We start from the raw sequence: 15,383 nt of genomic DNA, 5'->3' as shown, positions 1-15,383 counted from the left end.
GATAGGTTTGATCGGATTTATCGATGACATCGGTAGCTAAAATCCGGACAAATCGCACAGAGAATGCACTCACAGCCCTTTATTGATGCAATTCCACCTCTCTCCGCAGATTGCCCACTCGGATCATGGCTGATAACATTTACGACAAATCAAGTCGGACTTAACCATGTCTCTATACAGCGCAGGCGTCGAATACGGCATTCATTGCCTGGCATTTCTGGTCGGTAACGGCGGCGATACTCGTGAGGCCAGCGCGCGTGACCTCGCCGAACTGCAGGGCGTGCCGGTGGAATATCTGGCGAAAATCTTCACCAAACTGGCCAAGAGCAAACTGGTGGTGGCGTCCGAAGGTGTACGCGGTGGGTTCAGCCTGGCGCGCCCGGCCGATGAAATCACCCTGCTCGATATCGTCAAAGCGATCGATGGGCGCAAGAACATTTTCGAATGTCGCGACATCCGTGGGCGTTGCGCCCTGTTTGAAGGCAAGCCGCCAGAATGGGCCACCGAAGGCACCTGCTCGATCCACGCCGCGATGATGACCGCGCAGCAACGCATGGAAGAGGCCCTCGCCCAACAGACCATTCTCGACATCGCCAGAAAGGTCGGGCGCAAGGCACCAGCAGAATTTGGCCAACAGGTGGAAGACTGGATTCAGGATCGACGCGAGAAAAAAGGCAACTTCGCGACCATCCCTTTGACCGACATTTCCGACTGACCGCCCCGCAAAAAATCGAAAAAAAAGCAGAAACCGCTGATCCGGTTTCTGCTTTTTTGCGCCAGACGAGAGCGCTACAGACAATCACGCACCGATTTGCGCAACGAGCCGGACTTGGCCCACGGCGGCCCCTGATACAACGAAACGCGACTGCCATCCTTGTACTTGACGATATCGAGAATCTCGTCAGCGGTAATGATGCTCGGGGCGGTAATGCGATAGCCGTTGGAAATCGACGTCTGCGACGTTTTCGCCACATCCTGCTGCCACAACGGCAATACACACGCGGCGTAATCCTTCGGCGCCTTGTTACTGGTCTTGCTGACGTTCGGTTCACCCGGCACCAACGATGTCGGCAATGAACAGCCTGCCAACATGGCTAACGCCAGCCCTCCGATCCATATCCGCATGGTGTTTCCTTATTTGTAGAAAGCGTGCTGAAAAAAAAGCGAATGTAACGCCTAACAGGATACACATCCATCATGGCACCGCGCCCTCGGGGGAGACGGCACAATTTTTCACAACCTTTCTGGCCACTGACAGACGAGCTACACGCTACCCGCAAAAAATCCGACTACTATTTTCTACCGAGAATGTTCTGGAGGTGATCATGCGGCTCAATGAATACGAACACGAACTTCAGCGCGACCTGCAAAGCGTTGCATCGGATCTGCGCTGGTCGGCAGTCGACCTCAAACGCATCGCCGAGCAACTGCGCAAATCCGGCAACGAGGCGGACGCCCAGGCAGTGCTGAGATCCTGCGAGGTCCTGCAGAGTGATGAGGAGCGGCTGCAACTGTACGCCAAGGAAGTGAAGGCCCGCGCGATCAGTCGAACCAAAGTCCACTGACACTGGCTCGCCCCCAAACAAAAGCCCCGGCCTAAACCGGGGCTGTTCATTGCCGCCATTCAACTTGCCTTGTGACTTTGCGCACACTTCGAGCGTTTTTGGTAACCGGGAAGTGCGGCCGCGTAGGCCAGCGCCTCTTCTCTGCTGGCAAATGACGCCAGCCGATCACCCTGGGTGCACACCCGCCATGGGCCGTTGTTCACGCTGAGCACGTCATAACCGTTCATGTGCATCTTGTTCAGCATCGCAATGCTCACGGTCACCTCCTTTCGCTAACGGACAGGTTCAGCTTCACGCTTTTACCTTACACCCTGTTTTCGCCGCGGTGCCTACCGGGTGTCGTCATGCCTGCCAGTCAGGGGGCTGGCACTTTTCATACAAAAAAAAGCTCCAAACCGAGAAGGAACCTTTAACCAAAGGCCCGGCTCGAATATTGCAGTTTTATGACTATTTTGTGACAAGCAGTAAACAGGTAACAGATGAAAGTACGTGCCACCGTCATTTGCGAACAGGATCGACATATTCTCCTGGTGCGCAAACCCCGCTGCCGCTGGACATTGCCCGGCGGCAAGGTCGAGCCCGGGGAAACCCGAGCCGATGCCGCCGTACGCGAATTGCAGGAAGAGACCGGCCTGAATGCCGACGAAATGTTGTATCTGATGGAACTGGAAAGCGGTGGCACCCGGCATCACGTCTACGAGGCATCAGTGCTGAACATTGATCAGGTGCGCCCGCAAAATGAAATTATCGACTGCATCTGGCACCCGCTGAATGCGGTGTGCAACCTCAACACCAGTGATGCGACATTGCGCATCGTCCAGGCATTTCAACGGCGTTTATGAGGACTAACCGGCGAACGCCCGGCGACCCGCGCTCATTTCCGTGCGCAACTCACCAATGAAGTTGGAAATGTCACGGATGGTGACGAGGTGCTCTGGGGAAACGCCATTGAGCAGCAATTCGACGCGTCCGCTTTCTGGCTCATACACCTTGATCTGCAGCAGCCCCTGCGTGGAGGGAACGCAGTCGCACTTGAACGCCGGAAACCCGGATTCGACGATGCGGCAAATCTCGGCAATGGCAAGCATGGACGGACGCCTCGCAGGCGAAAATCAATCGATCCGTAGAGCATAGATGAGCAATTTGTACCGTGCCCGGTACAAAACCGTTAACCCGGTCACAACTTTAACGCAGTCACTCAGTGCGCGTCGTGATCCCAAATCCAGTTCCAGATACCCGGCAGCTGCACTGGCTCCGAGCTTTTTTCCACGGTACGCGCCAACGCGGCCCGTTCCAGATCGGCGTGATCATCGTAGAAAGGCTTGTCCGCCAGCCTCACACCTATGGCCGCCGCGCTATCGAGAAGGATCTGCAAGTATTCGCGAGTGTGCCGCGCGGTGTAACGGTTGAGGTCGTGAAACGTCACCACCACCGGAATCACGCCATCGACGGTCGGAAATTGCCCCAGCGCAATGCGCTCACGAACCTCCGATAACTGCCGCAGCATGTTTGCCCGCCGGCGCGGACTGGCATTGAAGCCCCAGATCTTGCCGTCATTGGCGCTCAAATCGGTGAGTAACACGTGCAGCCCATGCTGTTGATAGGCAGCGAATGTACGTTTGTCGTAGTTCCAGAACGGCGGACGCAACAACGTCGGTGGCGCACCAGTGATGGCGGCGATGTCCGTTGTGCCGTTGGTCAGCGACTCTTCGAGCTCTTGAGGATCGAGCGATCGGTGATTGGTGTGCCAGTGAGTCGCGGTGTGGAAAGCGAGAATGTGCCCCTCGGCAAACTCTCGACGCATGATGCCGCGGCCGATATCGCTGTTGCCGGCCCGGGGCGCACGGGTCTGGACAAAGAACACCGCTTTGATGCCCGGCTGCACAGGATTGTCCTTGAGACTGTCGAGTACGGTGGCCGACGGGTTCCAGAAACTCGAAGCGCTTGGGCCGTCATCGAACGTCAGCAGAAAACGCACGGGGGCTTGAACCTTCAGGCGTGTTTCGGTTTGTGCGGTCATTTCGATGGGCGCGGCGATGCAGCCGGCCAACCCCAACACCATGGCCGCTGCACAAAGAAGTCTGAATCCGGATGTCATGTTTTGCCTTGAGCCCGACCACTGCGGTCATGTTGTCGATTGGCAAAACTCCCTCGCCCTTATCCATCCTTGTGCCCGGTTCTGAGAGCCGAGGTTGGATAAGGTACACAGGGTTTGGTTCCGGCGCTCGTTCAGTGAGCCAGTGCCTGCTGAAAGGAGCTGTCGATAATCCCCGCCGTGGCCAGCGGAGCCGGTAGCGCTTTCACTTTAAACAGGAAGTCTGCGGTGCTTTGCAGATCCGTGGCCGCCTGTTGATCCACCGGCCCGACAGTCATGTGCGCCTGGCGCAGCCAGTGCCGCGAAACCTCCTGATCGAGATTGGCTTTCTTCGCCCACAGGTCGGCGTACTCATCGGTATGGCTATCGACCCAGGCCCGCGCTTGCTTCAAACGTCCGAGAAAATCGGCGATCGCTTCACGTTTGCTATCAATGGAAGGGGTTGAAGCCGCGATCGCGCTGAGCCCCGGCATCAGATTCTTCGCCGTGAGAATTGGTCGAGCACCAGAGAAGACAATCTGCTGGGAAATGTACGGTTCCCAAACCGGAAAGGCGTCGATGCTGCCCTGCGGCAAAGCGGCAGCGGCATCAATTGGCATCAGTTTGACGAAGTCGACGTAATTCTCCGGCAGGCCACCCTGCTCCAATGCGCGCAAGGTCAATTGCTGGCTCCAGGCGCCGGGCCAATAGGCGACTTTCTTGCCCTTGAGGTCGGCGATGGTTTTCACCGGAGAATCCTTGGGCACCAGCAAGGCAATCGTGTCGGGGTTTTGTCGGGAGACGCCGATCAACTTCACCGGCGCTTGCTTCGCTGCCAGAAAAAGAAAACCGGAATCGCCGAGGAATCCCAGATCAATCGCACCGGTTTGCAAAGCCTCCGCCAACGGTGCAGCCGCCTGGAAATGTTTCCAGTCTACGGTGTAAGGCGCGTCTTTCAACACACCGGAAGCTTCCACCGAAGCGCGAATGTTGTAGTAGTTCTGGTCACCGACATGCAGGACCAAAGGTTCGGCAGCGTAGGAAAGTGGCGACGCAAACAGCGCAGCGGTCAACGCGCAACGGAGGAAACGGGAAAGCTTCATGGCGAGTCCTGCAAAGAGAGATTGCATAGAACATAACGCCGTTAAATGATCACTTTGAAATTCGATTAATGCATAAGCTCAGCACCTCGGATCTCTACTGTCCATCCAGCAACAGTGGCAAATCACACTGTTCGCAGAGCAACAGCGACACCTTGGCATTCTTCAATAAACCCCTTGTAAACCGGCACTTCGAGGCACATGGCACAGAGCCTGCAATATTCCATTCATGCAGGAAGCATTCAAAAAAAATATCTTTTTGGACATAAGAACCTGTGCCTTTGCCGGAGCGCCCCATGAAATTGTCATTGCCCTTTTCCCGTCTCAAAACACTGCTCGCCGCCAGCGCAATGGCACTGAGCCTGCAACCGCTGGCCCAAGCCGCCGAAACCGCTCCGGCGGAAGTACACCTGGACTACGCCTATTACTCCCCGGTCAGCCTGGTGCTTAAACATTTCGGCTTCCTCGAAAAAGCCCTGCCGCAGAGCAAAGTCAGCTGGGTATTGAGCCAGGGCAGCAATCGCTCACTGGAGTACCTCAATAGCGGCGGCGTCGATTTCGCCTCCAGCGCAAGCCTCGCCGCCGTGCTGAGCCGCGCAAATGGCAGCCCGATCAAATCGGTGTACGTTTACAGCCGCGCTGAATGGACTGCGCTGGTCGTGCGCAAAGACTCGCCGTACCAGAGCATCGCCGACCTCAAGGGCAAGAAGATCGCCGCGACCAAAGGCACCGACCCGTATCTGTTTACCCTACGCAGCCTGCAACAGGCCGGGCTGAAAAAGGACGACGTGGAATTGGTGCACCTGCAACATCCGGACGGCCGCACCGCGCTGGAAAAAGGCGATGTCGACGCTTGGGCCGGTCTCGATCCGCACATGGCCGCCAGCCAGGTGCAGGCGGGTTCGCGCCTGTTGTATCGCAACCCGGCGTTCAACAGTTACGGCGTGGTCAGCGTTACCGAGCAGTACGCCAAGGAACATCCGCAGACCATCGACACGGTGATCAAGGCTTACGAACAGGCCCGCGAATGGGCGCTGAAAAACCCTGATGAGTTCGCCGCCCTGCTCGCCAAGGAGTCCGGACTGCCGCTGGACGTGGCCAAACTGCAGCTGTCGCGCACCGACTTGAGCAGCCCGCAACTGACCGCCAATGATGTCGTCGCCTCGAAAGCGGCCGCGCCGATTCTGGTCTCCGAAGAACTGGTGCGCCGTGGCGTGAATGTCGATCAAGTCATCGACCAGTTGCTCGACAGCGGTGTGCAGCAAGCCGTCGCCCGCCAGTAATCGAAAAGACTCACCCCGAATCCGCGCGCGTCGCGGATTCGTCGTGAGCGGAGCCATCACCATGACCAGTCACAGCAAAGACCTGCCCGCGCCACTCACAGCGCCGCATCGGCAGCCGCCCATTTTTAACCCCGCATGGCAGCGCCGACTCAAAGGCCTCGCCCTGCCGGCGCTGATCGTCATTGCGCTGGAAATCATCGTGCGCGTCGGCTGGTTGCCGTCTTATCAGATGCCGGCGCCGAGCGAGATCGCCCTGACCCTCACCGATCTTGCCGAAGGCGCGCTGTGGAAACATATCGGCGCCAGCCTGATTCGCGTGGTCCTGGGCTTTGCCATCGGTGCCGGTCTGGCCCTGGTGTTCGCCGCGTGGGTCGGTTTGAGCCGAGAAGCCGAGGCGTATCTGGAGCCGACCTTCGCTGCGCTGCGCTCGATTCCGAGCCTGGCGTGGGTGCCGTTGTTGCTGCTATGGCTGGGCATCGACGAGACCTCGAAAGTTGTCTTGATCGCCATCGGCGCGTTTTTTCCGGTGTACGTCAACGTGGTTGCGGCGATTCGCAACATCGACCGCAAACTGGTCGAGGTCGGCCATATCTACGGCTTCAGCCGCCTGCAACTGGTGCGGCGGATTCTGCTGCCCGCCGCCCTGCCCGGCCTGTTCACGGGACTGCGCAGCGGCATGAGCCTGGCGTGGATGTTCCTCGTCGCCGCCGAACTGATCGCCGCGACCAAAGGCCTGGGCTACCTGCTCAGCGACGGTCGCGAAACATCGCGCCCGGACATCGTCCTGGCGGCGATTATCGTCCTCGCCCTGCTCGGCAAACTCAGCGACGGCTTGCTCGCCGCACTGGAACGTCGCTGGCTGAGATGGCGCGACACGTTCACCGGTCAGGCCGCCAATAAGTGAGCCGCAGAGCCAACTAAGCTGACATCGTCCACCAGGAGATTCAGCCGATGTGCGGAAGACTCTCGCAGTACCGTGGCATTCACGACTTCGTCGCGGTGCTGAGCATTCCCGATGCGTTGATCAATCACGTCGGCGACGCGCCGCTGGCTCGATACAACGCTGCGCCGACTACCGCGCTGGCGGTTCTCTACCAGCACGATCAGCGTATCTACGCCGACAATTTGCGCTGGGGCTGGCGCCCGCATTGGGCCAAGGACCGCGCGGCGCCGATCAACGCCCGAGTGGAGAAAGTCGCCCACGGGCCGTTCTTCCGGGCGATCTGGCGTCAGCGCCTGATCGTGCCTGTCGACAACTGGTTCGAGTGGGTGGACGCAGAGGATAAAAGCCGACAACCGTGGCTGATCCGTCGGGCGGATCACGGGCCGGTTTTCTGCGCTGGCATCGGGCAATTTCCCACACCCGGCACGGCCCCTCGCGACGATGATGGTTTCGTGATCATCACCGCTGACAGTGCCGGCGGCATGCTCGACATTCATGATCGCCGCCCTGTGGTGCTGTGTGCAGAGTTGGCCCGCGAATGGCTCGATCCTGCCACGGCCGTGGAGCGCGCCGAACAAATGCTGCTGTTCGAGGGTGAAGCTGCGGAGGCGTTCGAATGGCACAAAGTCGACAAAGCCGTGGGCAACGCACGCAATCAGGGGCGTAACCTGATTGCCCAATTCGTCTAAAAATCCATCGACGGCGCCCGTTCTTTCTGTAGGAACTGCCGAAGGCTGTGATCTTTTGATCTGCAAATCCAAAGTCAATGATCGGAGCCTTCGGCACCGTCTGCAGGCTGATGCGCGATCTTTACAGGGGGTGTTTCAGTCTTGAGACAAGGCTGACAAAACGATCGTTTGAGCGAACTAACCGCCTGTCTGACATTTCAACCGTCATACATACATTTAGTTGCACTACGGATAGCATGCGCGCCGCATTTCCATTTGGCATACCAGTTGACCAAAGAGTCAACAAAACCAGGAATCCCCTACAATTTTAACAAGCCTTGCAGAGAACTAAGTTGCGCGACGATTTTGCAATCAAACAGGCCAACGGCCTGGAGTGTATTTATCTGTCCATGACAGAACGCTTTCAACTCGACTGTTTTATCGGCCACTACATCAAGACTCGAAACCTGCGTTCAGTGCCTGACATCGAACGTATCTTGCGCACCACCCTCGAAGGCTATCCCGGCCATCCGCCGGTGATGGTCAACGAGCTCAATGCCTGGATCGACAGAACGCTGGGTTATCGGGCGGCACACCCCGATTTCACGCAGTTGGAAGACCTCTGAAACGCAAAAAGCCCCGCATGAGCGGGGCTTTTTGTTTGCAGCATTCAGGGTTTCAAAGGCATTTCCTGATCACGATCAGACAGCTCTCTGCTGTCGTCGTGTTTCCAGGTCTGCTTTTCTCTTCTTTCCTGTTCCTCAATCTCCGCTTCTGTCGGCTCATCGTCATCATTCGGACGCGTTTTCTCGGTTGCCATGCCCACCTCGCTCTCAGAGCAAATCATCTTCCATAAAGCGTAGATCAGTTTTCATCGGACAACTTACAACCACCAACGCAGCAAAAAGAAAAACGCCATGCTCAATAACATGCTCAGTAGCGTACTGCGTGTGTAGATCACCAGTCCGATCGCCACCAGCGAACTAAGCAAATACGGGTTATCCCACTGCAAATTCAGCTGTTTTTCCGGCATGAATACAATCGGCCCACAGATTGCAGTCAACATGCCCGGCACCGCAAAACCGAGAAACTGCCGCGCGTTACTGCTCAGACGTAGCGGCAAACGCGGCTCAAGAAACACATAGCGGTTGAGGAACACCAGCAATCCCATCCCGACAATGACTGCCCAAACCATCATGTGCGCCCCCGATACAGCTTGTTGCAGATAAACCCTGCAGTCATCCCGGCCAATCCCGACAGGACAAGCGCCGAGCCCCATTGCCAATAGCTGAACAACACCGAACAGAACAACGAGACCGCCACGCACACCACGGTCGGCACGTTGCGCACCACCGGCGTGATCAGGGCAATGAAGGTCGCGGCAATCGAAAAATCCAGGCCCAGATGCTCAAGGCCCGGAATGCTGCTGCCCAGGACAATCCCGGCGAGGGTAAACAGGTTCCACGCGATGTAGAACGTCAGGCCAACCCCCAAGGCATACCAGCGATTGAATTGTTGACGATCATGCTGGCTGGTCAGGGCGAACAATTCGTCGGTGAGCAAAAAACCCAGCCCGATCCGCCAACGTCCCGGCAGCGGCGAAATCACCGAGCGCATGCTCATGCCATACAGCAAATGTTGCGAAGTCAGCAGCAGCGTGGTCAGCAGAATCGAGAAGATCCCGGCACCGCCCTTGAGCATACCGATTGCCACCAACTGCGCAGCGCCGGCAAACACGATGCTCGACAAGCCCTGCCCTTGCAGTGGTGTGAGGTTGGCTTCAATCGCCATGGAACCGGCAAGCAGCCCCCACGGCGCGGTCGCCAGAGACAACGGCATGATCGCAGCAGCGCCGCGAAGAAACGCATTGCGCGGCATAAGTGAGTCAGACATAACGCTTTTCAACCCAGGAAAACGGTCGACGACTGTGCCAGTAAAAACGCCGCCCGGTCTTGAACAATCTTGCGCAATTACCCAGGCCCTGCGCGTAACATAGCGCCACTCACAATTGCGTCAGGGAGACGACATGCTGTACCGAATCGCAGCCGACGGGCTGGTGCTGTTTCATTTGCTGTTCATATTGTTCGTGCTGTTCGGCGGGCTGCTGGTCCTCAAGTGGCCACGGCTGATGTGGCTGCACCTGCCGGCCGCCGCATGGGGCTTTGCGGTCGAGGTGTTGCACCTGACCTGTCCGCTGACCTACTGGGAAAACCTGATGCGTCACGCCGCCGGGCAAACCGAATACGCCGGCGGATTCATCGAGCACTACATCTGGCCGATCATCTACCCGGCCGGGCTGACACCGGGGATTCAACTGGTGCTGGGTAGCGTGGTCCTGGCGGTCAACCTGCTGGTGTATGGGCGCCTGATTCGCTCGTGGAAACAGCGCCGCGCCCGGCGTATTGCGCTTTAACGCGACGCCGGTTTCAAGGCTTCCAGCCACGCCGGATCGAGGCGTGGCTGGTCGATATCGAGCCCCAGCGCCCGCATCCGCTCTTTGTGTGTTTCGACTTCCCGGTGCAATTGCGCATGATCGCTGGAGTTGCCGTCCAATTCATGCATTTGCGTCAGCCCCAGGTGATAGAAACGCAACACTTTCATGGCCGTCGGATCATTTTTCTCAACCGCTGCCGTCACCTGGTGCATCACATTGGTGACGCTCATCAGGCTGCGCTTGAGCCGCCAGCTATAGACCGCCGGGGCCATCCACGTCTGGGTCCAGAACCGCCCGCGCAACAGCGCCGCCGTCAACAGAAACGCGACAAACACCCCGCCGACATTGAAGCGCAGGTTATCGCCACCGGGCTCGCCGAACAGCGCCACTGCCGTCGTCGAAAACAACATCGCCAGCACCAAAAACAGCACCGCGATGATCAGTGTGCTGCGCCGGGTCTGCTGGCGAAAGGTGACCGCGTCCATCGGCTGAATCTCGAACATCACTTATGACTTCCTTGAGCGACAAAAAGAGCAACGGAAAAAACTCGCCCGCGCATTATCGCCTCTGCGAAGGATTTAGCTATGCTGGGGCTCCTTTTCATCTTTTCAGCGTCCAACGGGGACATGGCGGTACAGCGCAGATCGTGCCATCTTCATTCATGGATACACACTATTCGGATGCCATTCGCCTGGTTTTGGGATGACATCGTTTTAAGGATCATTGCATGACCCAACGACACGTAATCAATGCCTCGGTCAGCCCGAAAGGCAGCCTGGAAACCCTTTCTCAACGTGAAGTCCAGCAACTGAGCGAAGCCGGATCCGGCAGTACCTACACCCTCTTCCGCCAGTGCGCCCTGGCCATCCTCAACACCGGCGCCCATGTCGATAACGCGAAGACCATCCTTGAAGCCTACAAAGATTTCGAAATCCGCATTCACCAACAGGATCGCGGTGTGCGCCTGGAGCTGCTGAACGCTCCGGCCGATGCTTTCGTCGACGGCGAAATGATCGCCAGCACCCGGGAAATGCTCTTCAGCGCCCTGCGCGACATCGTCTACACCGAAAACGAACTCGACAGCCAACGCATCGACCTGAGCACCTCGCAAGGCATCAGTGACTACGTTTTCCACCTGCTGCGCAACGCGCGCACCCTGCGCCCGGGCGTCGAACCGAAAATCGTCGTGTGCTGGGGCGGTCACTCGATCAACACCGAAGAATACAAATACACCAAGAAAGTCGGCCACGAACTGGGCCTGCGCAGCCTCGACATCTGCACCGGTTGCGGTCCCGGCGTGATGAAGGGCCCGATGAAGGGCGCGACCATCGCTCACGCCAAACAACGCATTCACGGCGGCCGCTACCTCGGTCTGACCGAGCCGGGCATCATCGCCGCCGAAGCGCCAAACCCGATCGTCAACGAACTGGTGATCCTGCCGGACATCGAAAAGCGTCTGGAAGCGTTCGTGCGAGTGGGCCATGGCATCATCATCTTCCCGGGCGGCGCCGGTACCGCTGAAGAATTCCTATATCTGCTGGGCATCCTGATGCATCCGGACAACGAGGGCTTGCCGTTCCCGGTGATCCTGACCGGTCCGAAGCATGCCGCGCCGTATCTGGAGCAACTCGACGCGTTCGTCATCGCCACGCTTGGCGAAGCCGCCAAACAGCACTACGAAATCATCATCGATGACCCGGCCGAAGTGGCGCGCCAGATGACTCAGGGCCTGAAAGCGGTGAAGCAGTTCCGCCGTGAACGCAACGACGCGTTCCACTTCAACTGGTTGTTGAAGATCGACGAGGGCTTCCAGCGTCCGTTCGATCCGACCCACGAAAACATGGCCAACCTCAAATTGCACCGCGACCAGCCACCCCACGAACTGGCGGCCAACCTGCGCCGGGCGTTCTCGGGGATCGTTGCCGGTAACGTCAAGGACAAGGGCATTCGCCTGATCGAAGAGCACGGGCCTTATCAGATCCGTGGTGACGCGGCGATCATGCAACCGCTGGACGCGCTGCTCAAAGCCTTCGTCGCCCAGCACCGAATGAAACTGCCGGGCGGCGCGGCATATGTGCCGTGCTATCGAGTCGTGGCGTAACTCTTTCGCTTACCACGCTACAAATGTAGGAGCGAGCCTGCTCGCGATAGCGGTAGATCAGTCACCTTTTATATCGACTGAACCACCGCTATCGCGAGCAGGCTCACTCCTACAGGTTCTGTGGCGTGGCACAAATGGTGTTTACAACCAGAGTCCTGTGGGAGCGGGCTTGCCCGCGAAGAGGCCCCGCTCGACAACCTCAATCCTCAACCTTGCTCAGAGCCCAACCGCGCCGCCAGTGCCTTGGCCTGCAACGCCACATCCGTCACCGCCGTACTCTCCCACCACATCCCGCGCAACGGCGGCCCCATGGCGAACAACCGATTCGCGACCTGCCCGTTTTCGCTCAACACCGCACCGTCAATCGCAGCCGCAATCCCCAATGCCAACGGCCCCGGTCGCACCAGTCCACGGGCCAGCAACTGTTGAGGTAACGGCCTGGCAACACGCCGCCAGTCGTATTCGATCCCGCTGGAGTTGATCAACGCCGCCCCCTCCAACACACAAGTTTCGGTCTCACCCCGGCGCCGAATGCGAATACGCACACCACCTTCCCCGTACGGCTCGAGCCCTTTGAAAGAAGCCGCATGAATCCGCAGCCGCCCCTCTCCCAGCAAACGCTCAACCAACTGCGCACTCAGCGGCGGCGAACGATGATGATGGCTTTCCCACCACGGCCGCACATGCCGTACGAATTGTCGACGCTGCACGTCAGCTGCCTGACTCCACAATCGAGCGATGTGCACCCGTACCGTGTCCAGCGGCGCCTGCCAATCGATGCCTTGGGCGATAGCATCACGGCAATGCCGGCGCAGTTCGCGTAACAACTGGCGCGGCGAGCGGATGCTGTGATCTTCAGCGAGGAAATCCACCCAGGCCGGCGGTTGCCGGCGCACATGGGGCAGCAAGCCGTGACGGGAAAACACCTCGATAGGCCCGCGATGCCCGGCCTGCTCCAGCGAGACCACGGCATCGACCATGGTCAGACCGGAACCGATGATCAGCACGGTCGATTGCGGATCCAGCTGGCGCATGGCCGCGACAGCCCATGGATCGAGTGCGGCGGCATTCAGGCCGCTGGATTCTTTCTGTGGCGTACGTGCAGCGGGGAACATGCCCGTGGCAAGAACCGCATAAGCACCCCGAATGTGCTGGCCATCATTCAACGTGACTTGCACCGATTCGGCTTCGGTTTGCAGGTCGATGACTTCTGCACAGATATGCCCGACGGTCGAACCGTATTGCTCGCCGACCTTTCGCGCTTCAGCGAGGCGCTGCTGCACGTAGACACCGAACAATCCCCGAGGCGGGAACAGTTCACAGACCGGCACTTGCTGCTCGGAAGACTGCGGCCAGCCTCCAGCAGCAATATGTTCGGTCAGCCATTGCGTCAGATCATCCGGGTTGTCCGGATCAACGCTCATACGCGCAGCATTGCCGTTGAGCGTGTGGCCCAATTCGACCGCGCTGTAGGCTTCGCCGCGACCCAGTTCGGCACGCGGCTCAATAATCAGAATCTTGCGCTGACCGGGCAGACGCAACAATTGCACCGCCAGCATCGTGCCACTGAGGCCACCGCCGATGATCAGGATGTCTGCGCACTGACTCATTCAAATCACCACATTTCGTACGAACCGCGCCGCCACGTTGCCATCATTGCGATAGGCATGCGGCTGATTGCTGGCAAACATGAAAAACTCGCCCGCGTTGATGCGCTGCGGCTGGTCGCCGAGCATCAGCGTCAAGCAACCTTCGAACACATAGATCTGCTCGCTCCAGCCGTCGGCATCCGGTTGTGAGGGGTAGACCTCGCCCGGTTGCAGGCACCACTCCCATTGCTCGACCTCGCGGGTGGCGGTGGCTTTGGACAGCAGCACCGCTTTGCTGCCGGGAATCTTCCCGGCCCAGGCCACTTCATTGATGCGGCTCGGATCGCGGGCATCGGGGGCCTGGATCAGATCACTGAAAGCAACGTCGAGCGCTTCGGCAACGCGGTCGAGAGTGGTCAGGCTGACATTCTTTTCGCCGGCTTCGATCGCCACCAGCATACGCCGGCTCACCCCGGACTTTTCCGCTAGCGCGGTCTGGCTCATGTCGGCAGCATGCCGCAAGCGCCGCACATTCTGGCTGACGTGTTGCAGAACGGAGGCTCGTTGGCTGGAATCTTTGTGCACTATATTGCTCACTCGATGGGGTTGGGCAGTATACTGCGCAACATTTGGCGCATTGTGCGTCGCTCTTTCTCCAGCGTGCAAGGACATGACGTCAGTGAATCGCCCCGACACCCCCCTCCGTTTCTCCCGTTTCAGCAAGGCCGAGTGCGTGCTGGTGCTGATCACCATGGTCTGGGGCGGCACGTTTTTGCTGGTTCAACACGCGATGACCGTCAGCGGTCCGATGTTCTTCGTCGGCCTGCGCTTTGCCGCTGCAGCGTGCATCGTTGCGCTGTTCTCCTGGCGCCATCTGCGTGAACTGACCCTGTTCGAACTCAAGGCTGGCGCCTTCATCGGCGTGGCAATCATGCTCGGTTACGGCTTGCAGACGGTCGGATTGCAGACCATTCCGAGCAGTCAGTCGGCATTCATTACCGCGTTGTATGTGCCGTTTGTGCCCTTGCTGCAGTGGCTGGTGCTTGGGCGGCGTCCGGGATTGATGCCGAGCATCGGCATCATGCTGGCGTTCACCGGGTTGATGCTGCTGTCCGGGCCGTCCGGGGCTTCGCTGAACTTCAGTCCCGGCGAAATTGCGACATTGATCAGCGCCATCGCGATTGCTGCCGAAATCATTCTGATCAGTAACTATGCCGGCCAGGTCGATGTGCGCCGGGTGACCGTGGTGCAACTGGCGACGACGTCGGTGTTGTCGTTTCTGCTGGTGGTGCCAACGGGTGAGGTGATTGCGGACTTCTCCTGGACCCTGCTGGTGACAGCTTTGGGCCTGGGCGCGGCGAGTGCAGCGATTCAGGTGGCGATGAACTGGGCGCAGAAGAGCGTTTCGCCGACCCGGGCCACTTTGATCTATGCCGGTGAGCCGGTGTGGGCCGGGATTGTCGGGCGGATCGCCGGAGAGCGGCTGCCGGCAATTGCTTTGGTGGGGGCCGGGTTGATTGTGGCGGCGGTGATTGTCAGTGAGTTGAAGACCAAGGGTAAGGTTGCTGAAGCAGAGGCTGAACTGGAGCGGGAAACCCAGCGCTGATCCGCAACGTCTTGAGCGTC

The 15,383-nt window shown here is 58.7% G+C and carries 21 protein-coding genes; 10 read left to right on the top strand and 11 right to left on the bottom strand.

Features of this window, described 5'->3' with window-relative positions:
* Window positions 1–166 precede the first annotated feature (166 nt).
* Window positions 167–715: an RrF2 family transcriptional regulator gene (locus ACVVH8_RS12060; RefSeq protein ID WP_475230327.1), complete on the top strand. Its 549-nt coding sequence runs from the start codon at window positions 167–169 to the stop codon at window positions 713–715.
* A 74-nt stretch (window positions 716–789) separates the two neighbouring features.
* On the opposite strand, the gene ACVVH8_RS12055 is transcribed toward ACVVH8_RS12060, so the two are convergent.
* On the bottom strand, window positions 790–1,125 hold the full coding sequence (locus ACVVH8_RS12055; protein WP_103303447.1) for a hypothetical protein: 336 nt from the start codon (window positions 1,123–1,125) through the stop codon (window positions 790–792).
* Window positions 1,126–1,325: 200 nt separating this feature from the next.
* Here ACVVH8_RS12055 and ACVVH8_RS12050 point away from each other — a divergent pair, with 200 nt between their 5' ends.
* Window positions 1,326–1,565, top strand: a complete 240-nt coding sequence (locus ACVVH8_RS12050; protein ID WP_103303446.1) for a hypothetical protein — start codon at window positions 1,326–1,328, stop codon at window positions 1,563–1,565.
* Between the two features lie 59 nt (window positions 1,566–1,624).
* Here the strand turns inward: ACVVH8_RS12050 and ACVVH8_RS12045 are convergent, their stop codons facing one another.
* Window positions 1,625–1,822: a DUF2188 domain-containing protein gene (locus ACVVH8_RS12045; protein WP_103303445.1), complete on the bottom strand. Its 198-nt coding sequence runs from the start codon at window positions 1,820–1,822 to the stop codon at window positions 1,625–1,627.
* A gap of 222 nt (window positions 1,823–2,044) precedes the next feature.
* On the opposite strand from ACVVH8_RS12045, the gene ACVVH8_RS12040 reads away from it, so the two are divergent.
* On the top strand, window positions 2,045–2,407 hold the full coding sequence (locus tag ACVVH8_RS12040) for an NUDIX hydrolase (protein WP_103303444.1): 363 nt from the start codon (window positions 2,045–2,047) through the stop codon (window positions 2,405–2,407).
* Between the two features lie 3 nt (window positions 2,408–2,410).
* Here ACVVH8_RS12040 and ACVVH8_RS12035 read toward each other — a convergent pair whose 3' ends face one another.
* The 3 genes from ACVVH8_RS12035 to ACVVH8_RS12025 form a co-directional block, all read right to left on the bottom strand.
* The gene (locus tag ACVVH8_RS12035) at window positions 2,411–2,653 is read right to left on the bottom strand and encodes a DUF1652 domain-containing protein (RefSeq protein WP_103303443.1); all 243 of its coding nucleotides are present in this window, start codon (window positions 2,651–2,653) and stop codon (window positions 2,411–2,413) included.
* A 110-nt stretch (window positions 2,654–2,763) separates the two neighbouring features.
* Window positions 2,764–3,663 carry a polysaccharide deacetylase family protein gene (locus ACVVH8_RS12030; RefSeq protein WP_475230324.1) on the bottom strand — a complete coding sequence of 300 codons (900 nt, stop codon included), beginning with the start codon at window positions 3,661–3,663 and terminating at the stop codon, window positions 2,764–2,766.
* A gap of 131 nt (window positions 3,664–3,794) precedes the next feature.
* Window positions 3,795–4,742, bottom strand: a complete 948-nt coding sequence (locus ACVVH8_RS12025) for an ABC transporter substrate-binding protein (RefSeq protein WP_475230321.1) — start codon at window positions 4,740–4,742, stop codon at window positions 3,795–3,797.
* A 293-nt stretch (window positions 4,743–5,035) separates the two neighbouring features.
* Here ACVVH8_RS12025 and ACVVH8_RS12020 point away from each other — a divergent pair, with 293 nt between their 5' ends.
* From ACVVH8_RS12020 to ACVVH8_RS12005, 4 genes are all read left to right on the top strand, one after another.
* A complete protein-coding gene (locus ACVVH8_RS12020) occupies window positions 5,036–6,022 on the top strand; it encodes an aliphatic sulfonate ABC transporter substrate-binding protein (RefSeq protein WP_401297468.1) in 987 nt (328 codons plus the stop codon).
* Between the two features lie 61 nt (window positions 6,023–6,083).
* On the top strand, window positions 6,084–6,926 hold the full coding sequence (locus tag ACVVH8_RS12015; protein ID WP_475230318.1) for an ABC transporter permease: 843 nt from the start codon (window positions 6,084–6,086) through the stop codon (window positions 6,924–6,926).
* Between the two features lie 47 nt (window positions 6,927–6,973).
* Window positions 6,974–7,654, top strand: coding sequence for an SOS response-associated peptidase (locus tag ACVVH8_RS12010; RefSeq protein ID WP_475230316.1), 681 nt, complete (start codon window positions 6,974–6,976; stop codon window positions 7,652–7,654).
* Window positions 7,655–7,986: 332 nt separating this feature from the next.
* Complete coding sequence (locus ACVVH8_RS12005) at window positions 7,987–8,259, top strand: hypothetical protein (RefSeq protein WP_103303437.1); 273 nt, start codon at window positions 7,987–7,989, stop codon at window positions 8,257–8,259.
* A 44-nt stretch (window positions 8,260–8,303) separates the two neighbouring features.
* Here the strand turns inward: ACVVH8_RS12005 and ACVVH8_RS12000 are convergent, their stop codons facing one another.
* From ACVVH8_RS12000 to ACVVH8_RS11990, 3 genes are all read right to left on the bottom strand, one after another.
* On the bottom strand, window positions 8,304–8,453 hold the full coding sequence (locus ACVVH8_RS12000; RefSeq protein ID WP_177431380.1) for a hypothetical protein: 150 nt from the start codon (window positions 8,451–8,453) through the stop codon (window positions 8,304–8,306).
* A gap of 63 nt (window positions 8,454–8,516) precedes the next feature.
* Complete coding sequence (locus ACVVH8_RS11995; protein ID WP_177431384.1) at window positions 8,517–8,828, bottom strand: AzlD domain-containing protein; 312 nt, start codon at window positions 8,826–8,828, stop codon at window positions 8,517–8,519.
* Window positions 8,828–9,526 (bottom strand): AzlC family ABC transporter permease, encoded by a 699-nt coding sequence (locus ACVVH8_RS11990; protein ID WP_475230313.1) that lies wholly within the window; start codon window positions 9,524–9,526, stop codon window positions 8,828–8,830. Before ACVVH8_RS11990 ends, ACVVH8_RS11995 begins: the two co-directional genes overlap by 1 nt.
* 133 nt (window positions 9,527–9,659) lie before the next feature.
* Here ACVVH8_RS11990 and ACVVH8_RS11985 point away from each other — a divergent pair, with 133 nt between their 5' ends.
* Window positions 9,660–10,046 carry a DUF2784 domain-containing protein gene (locus ACVVH8_RS11985; protein ID WP_103303434.1) on the top strand — a complete coding sequence of 129 codons (387 nt, stop codon included), beginning with the start codon at window positions 9,660–9,662 and terminating at the stop codon, window positions 10,044–10,046.
* Here ACVVH8_RS11985 and ACVVH8_RS11980 read toward each other — a convergent pair.
* Complete coding sequence (locus ACVVH8_RS11980; RefSeq protein WP_475230310.1) at window positions 10,043–10,570, bottom strand: DUF3087 domain-containing protein; 528 nt, start codon at window positions 10,568–10,570, stop codon at window positions 10,043–10,045. The two genes, ACVVH8_RS11985 and ACVVH8_RS11980, sit on opposite strands and share 4 nt — an antisense overlap.
* A gap of 224 nt (window positions 10,571–10,794) precedes the next feature.
* Between ACVVH8_RS11980 and ppnN the strand changes: the two genes are divergently transcribed.
* Entirely contained in the window at window positions 10,795–12,168 is a 1,374-nt protein-coding gene (gene ppnN / locus ACVVH8_RS11975; RefSeq protein WP_103303432.1) for a nucleotide 5'-monophosphate nucleosidase PpnN, read from the top strand.
* A 206-nt stretch (window positions 12,169–12,374) separates the two neighbouring features.
* On the opposite strand, the gene ACVVH8_RS11970 is transcribed toward ppnN, so the two are convergent.
* Together ACVVH8_RS11970 and ACVVH8_RS11965 are read right to left on the bottom strand one after the other, a co-directional pair.
* Window positions 12,375–13,778 (bottom strand): FAD/NAD(P)-binding protein, encoded by a 1,404-nt coding sequence (locus tag ACVVH8_RS11970; protein ID WP_475230308.1) that lies wholly within the window; start codon window positions 13,776–13,778, stop codon window positions 12,375–12,377.
* Entirely contained in the window at window positions 13,779–14,342 is a 564-nt protein-coding gene (locus ACVVH8_RS11965; protein ID WP_103303430.1) for a helix-turn-helix domain-containing protein, read from the bottom strand.
* A gap of 85 nt (window positions 14,343–14,427) precedes the next feature.
* Here ACVVH8_RS11965 and ACVVH8_RS11960 point away from each other — a divergent pair, with 85 nt between their 5' ends.
* A complete protein-coding gene (locus ACVVH8_RS11960) occupies window positions 14,428–15,363 on the top strand; it encodes a DMT family transporter (RefSeq protein ID WP_475230305.1) in 936 nt (311 codons plus the stop codon).
* Window positions 15,364–15,383 lie beyond the last annotated feature (20 nt).

Source organism: Pseudomonas trutticola BRTCR10 (genome assembly GCF_056155105.1).
Note: the sequence above shows the minus strand (reverse complement) of the source record. Positions and strands in the feature narration are given on the sequence as shown.